Origin of the sequence: Rhodoligotrophos appendicifer, assembly GCF_007474605.1 — a bacterium.
GTDB lineage: Bacteria > Pseudomonadota > Alphaproteobacteria > Rhizobiales > Im1 > Rhodoligotrophos > Rhodoligotrophos appendicifer.
Genome location: NZ_VHKL01000001.1, coordinates 442,232 through 453,482, shown reverse-complemented (window position 1 = coordinate 453,482; position 11,251 = coordinate 442,232). Strand labels below are relative to the sequence as shown.

Sequence of the window (11,251 nt, the reverse complement as noted above, 5' to 3'; positions counted from 1 at the left end):
CATGACCGAAGCCTATATCTGCGCCTATGTCCGTACGCCGATCGGCCGATTCGCTGGATCTCTTTCAAGCGTGCGTACTGATGATCTGGGTGCCGTTCCTTTAAAGGCCCTCATCGACATGCAGAGGCAGGTCGACTGGGAGGCCGTGGACGACGTGATTTTCGGCTGCGCCAATCAAGCGGGCGAAGACAATCGCAACGTCGCACGCATGTCTCTGCTCTTAGCCGGATTGCCCACATCAGTGGCGGGATCCACGATCAATCGGTTGTGCGGTTCGGGCATGGATGCAGTCATCACCGCCGCCCGCGCCATCAAGGCCGGAGAAGGCGAGCTGTACATCGCCGGCGGTGTCGAATCCATGTCGCGTGCCCCCTTCGTTCAACCCAAGGCTGACACTGCTTTTTCGCGGACGGCGGAAATCTATGACACGACGATCGGTTGGCGTTTCGTCAATCCGCTCATGAAGGAGCAGTATGGCGTCGATTCGATGCCCGAGACCGGGGAGAACGTTGCCGAGCAGTTCCAGGTGTCTCGCGAAAGCCAGGATGCGTTCGCCTTGCGATCTCAGCAGAAGGCCGTGGCGGCACAAAACAACGGCAGGCTCGCCCGCGAGATCGTGCCGGTGAGCATTGCGCGTCGCAAAGGTGACCCGATCGTGGTGGACCAGGACGAGCATCCCCGGGGCGATACCACATTGGATGGATTGAGAAAGCTGGGGACCCCGTTCAAGAAGATCGGCGGCACTGTCACTGCGGGGAACGCATCAGGCGTCAATGACGGTGCTGCGGCGCTCATCATTACCTCAGAGGAGGGTGCTCGGCGGCACGGCCTCGTCCCCATCGCCCGCATCCTCGGGGGTGCTTCAGCCGGAATTGCTCCGCGCATCATGGGCATGGGACCTGTGCCGGCGACCGTGAAGCTCTGCGCGCGACTGGGCCTTCAACCTCGGGATTTCGACGTGCTGGAGCTCAACGAAGCCTTTGCGAGCCAGGGCATCGCGGTGTTGCGGGAGCTGGGCATCGAGGAGGACAGCGATCATGTGAATCCCAATGGCGGCGCGATTGCCCTTGGCCACCCGCTCGGGATGTCGGGAGCCCGCATAACGGGAACGGCAGCCATGGAGCTGTCCATTAAAAAGGGCAAGCGTGCATTGGCGACAATGTGCGTCGGCGTCGGCCAAGGCATCGCGGTGGCACTCGAGGCGGTCTGATGGTCTTGGCGCGATAATTTTCAGCTGTCGGGAGATCTCCGCATGACTTCTGTTCCGGCCCACCAGAGCTCCATCGCAATGCGCGGTGCAGGTTACTACAGCAGCAACACGGTCGGCGCCAAAGCCGTCATCGACGCGGCTGCCGACCTGGTGGTGGGGGCGATTGACCAGATGGATCTGTCAGCGTTGTCGTGCCCGTTTACCGTCGCCGACTTCGGAGCTGCTGACGGCGGCACCTCAATGGACCTGATGCGCCGCGTCGTCGGCAGGGTCCACCTCCAGGTGCCGAACAAGCCCGTATCCATCACCTACACCGATCTGCCGACAAATGACTTCTCGGCTCTTTTCGGTCAGCTTCACGACAATGAAAACTCGCTGGGCCGGCTGCCAAACGTCTTCACTTTTGGCAGCGGCACAAGTTTCTACCGTCAAGTTCTTCCGGACTCGTCGCTTACCCTCGGATTTTCGGCGACCGCCATGCATTGGCTTAGTCGCCGGCCCGGCCTCATTGAGGATCACACCCATGCCGTGGGGGGATCCCCGGCCGAGAAATCGATTTTCAGATCCCAATCCCTGCAGGATTGGGAAACCATTCTCCTGGCGCGTGCCGCCGAGCTGATGCCGGGGGGCGTTCTCGTCCTGGCGAACTTCTCGGAGAACGAAAACGGGCACTATCTCGGTTGGACGGGTGGTGCCAACATGCATGATAGTTTTGCACGCCATTGGCGAGGCTTGTTCGAAGCGGGCGCTCTTTCCCGGGAGGAATATCGGGCAGCTGCCTTCCAGCAATATTACAAGACGATGGACGAATTCGCCGCTCCGTTTCGAGATCCCGGCTCGGCCGTCAGCCGTGCCGGACTTGTCCTGACGCACCTGTCATCGCGGGTTACCGCCTGCCCCTATGCGGCCGATTACGCCCGGCATGGTGAGGCCAGGCGATTTGCGAAGGCGTATATTCCGACACTTCGATCCTGGTCGGAGAGCACATTTCTTGGCGCCCTGGACGTCTCCCGCCCCATGGCCGAGAAGCAGGCACTGATCGACCAATTCTACGATGCTTATGAAGCCGACGTCGCCGCACATCCGGAGGGGCACGGCATGGATTATGTCCACTGCTTCATGGTGATCGAGAAATGCTGATGGAGAGGAATCGTCATCTGAAGCTTCCGGGCCTGATGGCCATCGATGCGCCATACAGCCATGCGGTTACCGCAGGGGAACTCGTTTTCGTGGCCGGTCAGCTGGCGCAGGATGACCCGGCTTGGCAAGGTCCGAACACGATCGAAGGTGAGACGGCGGCGAGCCTTGATCTCTGTTCCAGAATTTTGGGTGAGGCGGGGCTCTCGATGGCCGATGTCGTCCGAGTCACGGTCTACATGACCGACCTCTCTGAGTTCAAGAGAATGAACCAGGTCTATGCCCGCTACTTCCCGGCCGATCGGCAGCCGGCCCGAACGTGCGTCGGCGTCGCCTCCTTGCTTGCAGGTGCACGCATTGAGATCGATTGCATTGCGTTCCGAGATCCTAACCTACTTGCCGAAACGGGACTGTGAAACAATCGGACGGTGGTATAATCCAACGAGCACACTCGGCTCGTTAACGGCCGTGAAGGAGGCTTCGGTGATGAGAAAGCTAATCGGTCTTTCTGGCTTGCTCCTGGTCCTCACGAGCTTGAGCGCCTCAGCTCAGCTCATGGATGATCAAAAATTCGCGTTGCAAAGCTATTGCGGCGAGGGCATCAAAAAGTATTGTCCTCAGGTCGATGTCGATGATCTCGACGCGTTGTGGGACTGTCTGTCTCCGCACTGGGATCAAATGGATCCGATGTGCAAAGCAACGGTCCAGGAGATTCAGGAAAACTAAATAACCTGGCAACTTTGACGGTGTCCCGGCGTTGTTATGAGAGACAATGTTGGAGACTGTCATGGACTGGAATCGTGTTGAAGGTAATTGGAAGCAGGTCAAGGGTAAGGTCAAGGAACAGTGGGGAAAGCTCACTGATGACGATCTTGACGTGATTGCTGGCCGTCGTGATCAGCTCGAAGGAAAGATCCAGGAGCGTTACGGCGTCGAGAAAGACAAAGTTCGCACCGACGTGGATAGCTGGTACAGCCGCCAAAGCTGGTAAGTGGAAGGGCGCCTCAGGCGCCCTTTTCCATATGGCGCCTCATTATGGCGTCCCCTTTTCCGGATAACCGCCCACTGTCGGAAATAAACAAGCTGACTTCGACTTTATCGACTTTACCTGCCCCCGAACCCTGATCAAAGTGAGGGCAAATCATCAGGAGGCTTTGGGATGGGGACACGTGAGCTCATGACAATTCCTGCCCGGAAGGGCAGGGCGGCGCGGCTGACCAAGGGTCAAGCCATCAAGATCATCAACACCCATGGTCTTCAGGTCGTCGACACTTGGTGCTTCAGCTCCGAGGAGCTGACCGAATTCATGTCCATGGAGCATATACGGCCGACCCTGGGCAAAATTTTCCCCACCAAGGGTGACGAGCTTTATACGAACCGCCGCCGTCCGATCCTGTTCTTCGAGGAGGATACCTCCCCAGGGATCCACGATACGATCATGGCAGCGTGCGACGATTACCGTTACGGACTGCTCGGCTGCAAAGAGTATCACGACAACTGCACCGACAATCTACACGCCGCGATGCGCCAGATCGGCCTTCGGGCTCCAGAGACCCCCAGTCCGCTCAATCTGTGGATGAACATTCCTGTCGACCCCAAGGGGAAGACAAGTTGGGGCGAGCCTTTGTCCAAGCCTGGGGACTATGTCGTGCTGCGCGCTCATATGGACTGCGTCGTCGCAATGTCATGCTGTCCGCAGGATATCCTGCCGATCAATGGCAAGGAGGGAAAGCCTACCGAGGCCCATTACGAGCTGGTCGACTGAGCGGCCGCCGTGGACTCGCAAACGGGGCAGCAGCCTATTGACGCCAGTATGGTGCCGCGTTTCGCCGGCATCGCCAGTTTCATGCGCTTACCCGTCGTCGCCTCTCCAGACGGTCTCGACATCGCGCTCTTTGGCATCCCGTGGGATGGCGGTACGACAAACAGGGCCGGTGCGCGGCATGGCCCGCGGGAGATTCGCAGCCAATCCACCCTCATGCGCCGGGTCCATCATGTCTCGGGCACGGAGCCGTTCTCGATCGCCAGGATTGCGGATATCGGTGATCTTGCCGTTAACCCCATCGATCTGATGGATGGTCTGCGCCTGATTGAGGAGGGTGTGGCTCGGATCGTGAAAGCCGGTGCAATCCCGCTCGCTGCCGGGGGTGACCACCTGACAACGCTGCCCGTCATGCGGGCCGTCGCAAAGTCGCGGCCGGTAGGGATGATCCATTTCGACGCTCATTCAGATACGAATGACCGTTATTTCGGCGATAATCTCTATACGCACGGCACGCCGTTTCGACGCGCCATCGAGGAAGGTTTGCTGGACCCAAGGCGGACCGTGCAGATCGGGATCCGCGGTTCTATTTACGAGCCTGGCGAACACGATTGGGCCCGTCAGCAAGGGCTCCGGATCATCTACATGGAAGAGTTCGTCCGCCGCGGTCCAGAGGACGTCATGGCGGAAGCGAGATCGATCGTCGGCAGTGATGCGACCTATGTCTCATTCGATATCGACTGCCTAGATCCATCCATGGCACCCGGCACGGGAACTCCGGAGATCGGGGGTTTCACCACGCGAGAAGCACAACACATGCTGCGTCTCCTGGAGGGAGTGAACATCGTCGGTGCCGATGTCGTCGAGGTTGCGCCGCCTTTCGATGTCGGGGGCATGACTGCTCTTGCGGGAGCCACCATGATGTTCGAATTGCTGACCGTCATCGCAGCGCGGCGGAAGTGAATCAGGAAGTCTTGCCCCGGCGTCGCGGAGTCCAGACACGGCAGTTTTGGCCAGCTAAAGGCTGAGCAGCCGAGTTACGACGTCCTCGCTAGCGTCTAACTGAGCAGAGTTGCCCGACCATACGATTCTGCCGCTGTCCAAGATTATGAACCGGTGAGCGAGCATCTTAGGGATCTTGAAGTTCTGCTCGACCAGGATGAGCCCGATCCCGCTTTCAATGATCCCTTTGATGGCATCGACCAGGATCTGCACGACGGTGGGCGCCAAACCCTCAGTCGGTTCGTCAAGCAGCAAGATACGGGGATTGCAGACCAGAGCCCGCCCGATGGCCAGCATCTGCTGTTCACCTCCCGATAGAGCCTGGCCGAGCGCGGTGCGGCGCTCATACAGTCTTGGAAAGGTCTCGTAGACACGTGCGACGGTCCAATCCCCGGGACGATGCGCAATTTGGGCGATGAGCAGGTTCTCCTCCACCGTCAGCGTGGGAAAGACCTGCCGGTCCTCCGGTACGAAGGCGATGCCGGCTCGACTGATGCGTTCGGGGGTCGGATGGTCGAGTTGCAATCCTTCGAGCAGCAGCTTGCCGGAGCGGCATCGAAGCTGGCCCGCCAGCGTCTTCAGCGTTGTGCTTTTGCCGGCGCCATTCCTTCCGGCGAGAGCGAGCGATTCTCCAGGCGCAATCGCCATGGAGATCTCATGCAGAACCTGGGCACCACCATAGAAAACCGAGGCATCCTCAAGTGACAGCATCATCAATGTCCCAGATAGGCGTCACGGACACGAGGGTCGGCACGGATGGTTTCCGCAGAGCCCCGGGCCAGCACGCTGCCGCCGACGAGCACGATGATCTCATCAGCCATGGCCATGACGACATCCATGTTGTGCTCGACCAGGAGGGTCGTCCGGCCAGCCACGATTTCGCTGATCAGGCGCGTGAATTTCGGCAGTTCAGTCTGGCCGACTCCCGCCAACGGCTCGTCCAGGAGCAGTACCTGCGGATCCGTGCCAAGGGTCAGAGCGAGCTCCAGCGCTCTTTGCTGGCCGTGCGACAATGATCCGGCAAGCTCATCCCGGAGCCGGTCCAAACCAAAGAGGGCAAGGCGCCTTGCCGCCTCCTCCGAGAGCGCGGAATAGGAGGCGACCGTCCGCCATGGGACAGAGAAGCGCATGTGGCGACGCTGCAGCGTGAGCCGGAGATTCTCGAAAACCGTCATTTGCGGAAAGACATTGACGATCTGGAAGGACCGAGCAATCCCCGCGCGAGCCCTCCCGTAGGGCGGAAGGTTCGAGATGTCCTGTCCGTCCATCGTGACGGTCCCAGTGGTTGCCTTCTGCAGCCCCGCCAGCACATTGAGGAGCGTGGTCTTGCCTGCTCCATTCGGACCGATCAGGGCGGTTGTCTTGCCAGCCAGAAAGTTGAGGCTGACGCCCGACAGAGCCTGAAAGCTGCCGAAGCGCACCGCTACATCGTGGCAGCCCAGCGATGCCGCTTTCATGGTGTCGTCTCTCCAGGTTTCGGGAGGGGAGGGGCAGCCAGTCTTCTGCGCGTCAGCATGGAAGCCCTCAAACGCAGCGCCATGCCGGAGATCCCTCCGGGCATGTAAAGGGTCACCAGGATGAAGATGGTGCCCAGGAGGCCATACCAGCGATCCGTGTAGGCGCTGATGCCTTCCTTGAGGGTCTCGAACACGGCAACGCCGACGACCGGCCCGAGGAACAGTCCGCGCCCCCCGAGGACAGTCATGATCAAGACATCGCCGGACGTGTTCCACCGGGTCATGTCGGGGCCCACGAACATGACGAGGCAGCCAAGCAGAGCGCCAGCTAATCCGGAATAGGCTCCCGAGATGGCGAAAGCGCCAAGTTTGTATCGCCGTGTGTCATAGCCAAGCTGACTGGTCCGAGTCTCGTTCTGACGAATGGCGGCCAGGACCTGTCCGAAGGGTGAAGCCCGCAGAAGTGCGTTCAGTGCCATCAGAAGAAAGAAGAGGATGGCCACGAGGTAGGCGAAATTGCCATCGTCGTAGAAATCGATGCCAAGGAACTCGGGCCGCGGAACCCCAGCCATGCCGTCAGTCCCGCCAGTCAGGTTCTTCAGCTTGACCTCAGCCAGGATATGCACGAGCTGCGCAAGAGCCAGGGTCGTGAGAGCGAGATAGATGCCCGACTGCCGCAGCGTTACTGCCGCAAAGGCCAAGCCTATGATCGTGCCTACGGCGACTGCTGCAAAGAGCGCCACGATCGTGCTGGTTCCATAGCTCAGGGTGAGAATGGCATAGGCATAGGCGCCCGTCCCGAAAAAGGCTGCGTGGCCAAAGGAGATGATGCCGGAGACGCCGAACACCAAGTCAAAGCCGATCGCGAAGATTGCCCAAACAAGAACCAGGGCGATCACGTATCTCAGCCCGTCATCACCCGTCAGGGCAAGGACGCTCGCCGCTGCCGCAACGATGAAGGCGACGACAATGTTGCGGAGAAAAGGGCTCATGCCTTGCGTCCCGGGGCGAGACTGAACAGTCCCTGTGGGCGAACAAGGAGGACCAGGATCAGTACCATGTAGGTGGCAACATCGATCCACGCCGGGATGAAAGTCTGTCCGAAGGCCTGGACCAAGCCCAGCAACGCGGCTGCAGCGACCGCCCCCCTAATGTTGCCCAGGCCACCGAGGATCACCACGATGAAGCAGTCGATGATGATGGTGAAGCCCATGCCCACCTGCACCGGCAGGAGCGGGGCGGCGATCGCTCCTCCCAGGGCGGCGAGGCCGGCGCCGAGAGCGAAGACGAGGGTGCGCACCTTGTCGACGCCGATGCCGAGGGACCGCACCATCGTCGGATGGGACATGGCAGCCCTGAGCACCATGCCCAGCCGCGTCTTCTCGATCAGCAGGAAGAGGCCGATGCCGACCACCAGACCCGCCCCCAGAAGGAAGAGCCTGTACACGGCCACGTCGTCGCCCAGGATCGGCACCGCCCCGGAAAGGGAGTGCGGCAGCGGCACGTCGCGATATCCAAAGCCCCAGATCATGCGGACGGCTTCCTCTATGACCAGGATCGCGCCGAACGTCATCAGCAGCTGTTCGACGTGGTCGCGTTCATAAAGTGGGCGCAAGAGGAGCCCCTCGATCACCGCGCCGACGAGGGCGACGGCCACTGGGGCCAGAACCAAGGCGATCCAGAAGCTTCCGGTTCGGGTGGCGACCTCATAGGCGATGAAGGCGCCGAGCATGTAGAGTGCGCCATGGGCAAAGTTGATGACGCCCAGCATGCCGAAAATGAGCGTGAGCCCAGCCGCCAGAAGGAACAGCAGGGTCGCGATGCTCAGACCGATCAGCGCCGTCGCGACCATGACCTAACGGGTGCGTTCGTAGATCGCCACGGCGGCAACCGCCTCTTCCATGCCGATGATGCCGCCGCCATTCTCCTGAAGGGCCAGCGTGGCGCCCTCAACCTGGCGCTCGCCGGCCTCGCCGCGCAACTGCGTCACGAGTTCGTAGCACATGGACAGTCCCGTCGCGCCGATGGGATGGCCCTTGGAGACGAGCCCACCGGAGGTGTTGATGGGGAGCGCACCGCCGATCTTGGTCGCGCCGCTGCCGACATAGGCGCCGCCCTCGCCGATCTCACAGAAGCGCATCATCTCCGACTGGTAGACCTCGCAGAAGGAGGTCGCATCGTGGACCTCGGCCAAGTCGATGTCGCGGGGTCCGATGCCGGCTTGGGCATAGGCCCGATCGGCGGCGGCACGGGTCAGGCTCGGCTCGTCCAGACGACGATATTTGCCGCCAGACAAGGCAAGAGCGGAGAGCTTGATGGCTCGGTCGCGTACCCGCGGTGACACCGTCTTGAGGTAGGCTTCCGAGCAGAGCAATGCGGCTGCGGCGCCATCTCCCATGGGCGCGCACATGGACCGTGTCAGCGGCGCGCTCACGGGACGGTCGGCGAGGACCTGTTCCGGCGTCATCTCGAAGCGATACTGGGCCTTCGGATTGCGTGCGCCGTTGCAGTGATTCTTGGCGGCGCCGACTGCGATTTGCTCGGCCGTCGTGCCGTATGTCTTCATGTGATAGTTCGCCTGCATGGCATAGGTGTCCATGGCGATGGTTCGGTCCGGTCCGGGCGCGAAGGGGATGCCGATCTGCTCGCCGACCCGGCGGTATTCCTCCTCCCATTCGTGCTGATCCAACATGTCCATGCCGCCGGAGAAATGGGCGAAGATCCGCCGCGGATCTTCCGCGTCGTAAAGTTTCTCCGCACCCAGCGCGAGCGTCAGTTCCGCATCGCCCGCGCGGATCTCCTTGGCGGCGCCGGCGAGAGCGAGGCTCCCTGTGGCACAGCCCCCTTCGACGTTGACGATCGGAGCGCGGTCGGGAAACAGTCCATCGCGGACAAGAGGAATGAAGGAGACGTTGCCGCGCGTCAGGGCCTGTCCCCAGTAATGCATCAGGCAATTCCCGAACCAGGCTCCCTCAATGTCGCGTCCATCCTCCAGATCCGCATCCGCCAAGGCGCCCAGATAGGCGTCGCGGGCCAGATCCTTGAAGCTTTTCTCGGGCTGCTTCTTGAACTCGGTCGTATGCACGCCGAGAACGTAGACATCATTCGCCATGGTTCATTCCTCTGTTAAACGGCGCGCTCGCGGCCGCTCCAGAATGTGTCGCGCACATCACGCTTCAAGACCTTGCCATTGCCGCTGCGGGGCAGCTCATCCCAGAAGTCGACCGATTTGGGCGCATGCACTCCGCCCAGCTCCCGCTTGACGAGATCGATGAGGTCCTGGGGGTCGACGTCTGCATTCGCCTTGAGCTCGATGACCGCCTTGATTGCTTCACCCCATTTCGCATCGGGAACGCCGACCACGGCGCAATCGCGCACCGCGGGATGCGAAAGCAAGACCTGCTCGACCTCTGCCGAGAAGACGTTGAAGCCGCCAGTGACGATCATGTCCTTCTTGCGGTCGACGATGTAGATGAAACCCTGCTCGTCGCGGTAGCCTATGTCCCCCGTATGATGCCAGCCATGGGTGGACGCCGCGGCAGTGGCTTCGGGGTTGCGGTAATAGCCGGGAAAGACGAGGCTGCCTTTGGCGACAATCTCGCCGCGCTCTCCCGGCGGCAGGATGGTCCCGGCATCATCCATGATCTCGACCCGTACATTGAGCGTGGGCCTGCCGCAGCTCGCGTACAGGCGTCCGTCGCCATCAGCGGCCAGGAGATCGGCGGTGGTCAGAAAGGTGAGGAACATAGGCGCCTCGGCCTGGCCGAAGGATTGGCACATGACGGGCCCGAACACGTCCATCGCTTCGCGCAGCTTCTCCGGTGCTATGGGAGCGGCCGCCAGCACGAAGTATTTCAGCGAGGAGTAGTCGTAGCGGCGCACTTCCGGATGGGCGAGCATCATGTAGAGGACGGTCGGCGGCAGGTAGAGATGGGTGATCCGGTGCCGGTCGATCGCCTGCATGATCAGCAAGGGATCGGCGCGGGGAAGAACGACGTTGCAGGCGCCGCCGGGCATCATCATCAGTGCCAATCCACCGGCGGCATGGGTCATGGGACCCGCCACCAGATGGACGGGAGGCGTCGTCGAGGGCATGCAATGCCAGTATGCGCCAATCAACGCTTCCCAGGTCCGATGAGTCCAGGGCGCGCCTTTCGAGAGGCCCGTCGTTCCGCCGGTGGGAAAGATGGTGGCGAGCCGCTCCGGATCATCCGGCACCTCCGGCAAGCTGCCGTCGCCTCGCTGGAGGAAATCGTCCAGGGACAGGGCCGAGCCTGCGCCGTCGCCATCTATACAGATCAGCAGACGGATTGTCGGAACGGCCGCTTTCAGCTCAACGGCTTCCCGCGCCAGGCTGCCATGATAAAAAAGCACCTCCACACTGGTCATGGAGAGGAAGTGGGCATTCACCGCTACCGTGTTTCGCGCATTGCACGGAACCCAGATGCCGCCAGCGTACAGGATCCCGATGATGCAGGCGAAAGCCTGGGGATCATTGGGACTGAAGACTGCGATGGGTGGGCAGGTGGATAGGCCGCTTGCCTGGAGCGACGAGGCCATTCGCCGTGCCCTGTGATCGACCTCGCCATAGGTGAGCGTCACGCGGTCGTCGACGAAGGCCGGCCGGTCGGCTCCGCGGGCAAGCCCCTTCTGAAAATAGTCGATCAACCGCATGTGCTGAGT

At 61.2% G+C, this 11,251-nt stretch carries 13 protein-coding genes; 7 read left to right on the top strand and 6 right to left on the bottom strand.

The annotated features are described in order from the left end of the window. Position 1 precedes the first annotated feature (1 nt). The 7 genes from pcaF (at position 2) to speB (ending at position 5,072) form a co-directional block, all read left to right on the top strand. The gene (pcaF, locus tag FKM97_RS02120; RefSeq protein WP_143957476.1) at positions 2–1,210 is read left to right on the top strand and encodes a 3-oxoadipyl-CoA thiolase; all 1,209 of its coding nucleotides are present in this window, start codon (positions 2–4) and stop codon (positions 1,208–1,210) included. 42 nt (positions 1,211–1,252) lie between these two features. Further along, positions 1,253–2,350 (top strand): class I SAM-dependent methyltransferase, encoded by a 1,098-nt coding sequence (locus FKM97_RS02115; protein WP_143957475.1) that lies wholly within the window; start codon positions 1,253–1,255, stop codon positions 2,348–2,350. Beyond that, positions 2,350–2,763, top strand: coding sequence for a RidA family protein (locus FKM97_RS02110; RefSeq protein ID WP_170240699.1), 414 nt, complete (start codon positions 2,350–2,352; stop codon positions 2,761–2,763). The genes FKM97_RS02115 and FKM97_RS02110 overlap by 1 nt, the downstream gene beginning before the upstream one ends. Before the next feature lie 70 nt (positions 2,764–2,833). Beyond that, positions 2,834–3,073 (top strand): barstar family protein, encoded by a 240-nt coding sequence (locus FKM97_RS02105; RefSeq protein ID WP_143957473.1) that lies wholly within the window; start codon positions 2,834–2,836, stop codon positions 3,071–3,073. Positions 3,074–3,134: 61 nt separating this feature from the next. Next, positions 3,135–3,338, top strand: coding sequence for a CsbD family protein (locus FKM97_RS02100; RefSeq protein WP_143957472.1), 204 nt, complete (start codon positions 3,135–3,137; stop codon positions 3,336–3,338). Positions 3,339–3,506: 168 nt separating this feature from the next. After that, positions 3,507–4,112 carry a DUF1989 domain-containing protein gene (locus FKM97_RS02095; protein ID WP_143957471.1) on the top strand — a complete coding sequence of 202 codons (606 nt, stop codon included), beginning with the start codon at positions 3,507–3,509 and terminating at the stop codon, positions 4,110–4,112. A 48-nt stretch (positions 4,113–4,160) separates the two neighbouring features. Beyond that, positions 4,161–5,072, top strand: a complete 912-nt coding sequence (gene speB / locus FKM97_RS02090; RefSeq protein WP_428977886.1) for an agmatinase — start codon at positions 4,161–4,163, stop codon at positions 5,070–5,072. A gap of 54 nt (positions 5,073–5,126) precedes the next feature. Here speB and FKM97_RS02085 read toward each other — a convergent pair whose 3' ends face one another. Genes FKM97_RS02085 through FKM97_RS02060 form a run of 6 tightly spaced genes read right to left on the bottom strand, consistent with a single transcriptional unit; the run spans position 5,127 to position 11,242 of the window. Continuing rightward, entirely contained in the window at positions 5,127–5,825 is a 699-nt protein-coding gene (locus tag FKM97_RS02085) for an ABC transporter ATP-binding protein (protein WP_246104895.1), read from the bottom strand. Next, complete coding sequence (locus tag FKM97_RS02080) at positions 5,825–6,568, bottom strand: ABC transporter ATP-binding protein (protein ID WP_143957470.1); 744 nt, start codon at positions 6,566–6,568, stop codon at positions 5,825–5,827. The genes FKM97_RS02085 and FKM97_RS02080 overlap by 1 nt, the downstream gene beginning before the upstream one ends. Further along, the gene (locus FKM97_RS02075) at positions 6,565–7,560 is read right to left on the bottom strand and encodes a branched-chain amino acid ABC transporter permease (RefSeq protein WP_143957469.1); all 996 of its coding nucleotides are present in this window, start codon (positions 7,558–7,560) and stop codon (positions 6,565–6,567) included. Before FKM97_RS02075 ends, FKM97_RS02080 begins: the two co-directional genes overlap by 4 nt. Continuing rightward, a complete protein-coding gene (locus tag FKM97_RS02070; protein WP_143957468.1) occupies positions 7,557–8,420 on the bottom strand; it encodes a branched-chain amino acid ABC transporter permease in 864 nt (287 codons plus the stop codon). The genes FKM97_RS02075 and FKM97_RS02070 overlap by 4 nt, the downstream gene beginning before the upstream one ends. 3 nt (positions 8,421–8,423) lie before the next feature. Further along, the gene (locus tag FKM97_RS02065) at positions 8,424–9,680 is read right to left on the bottom strand and encodes a thiolase family protein (RefSeq protein WP_143957467.1); all 1,257 of its coding nucleotides are present in this window, start codon (positions 9,678–9,680) and stop codon (positions 8,424–8,426) included. A 14-nt stretch (positions 9,681–9,694) separates the two neighbouring features. Continuing rightward, complete coding sequence (locus tag FKM97_RS02060; protein ID WP_143957466.1) at positions 9,695–11,242, bottom strand: class I adenylate-forming enzyme family protein; 1,548 nt, start codon at positions 11,240–11,242, stop codon at positions 9,695–9,697. Positions 11,243–11,251 lie beyond the last annotated feature (9 nt).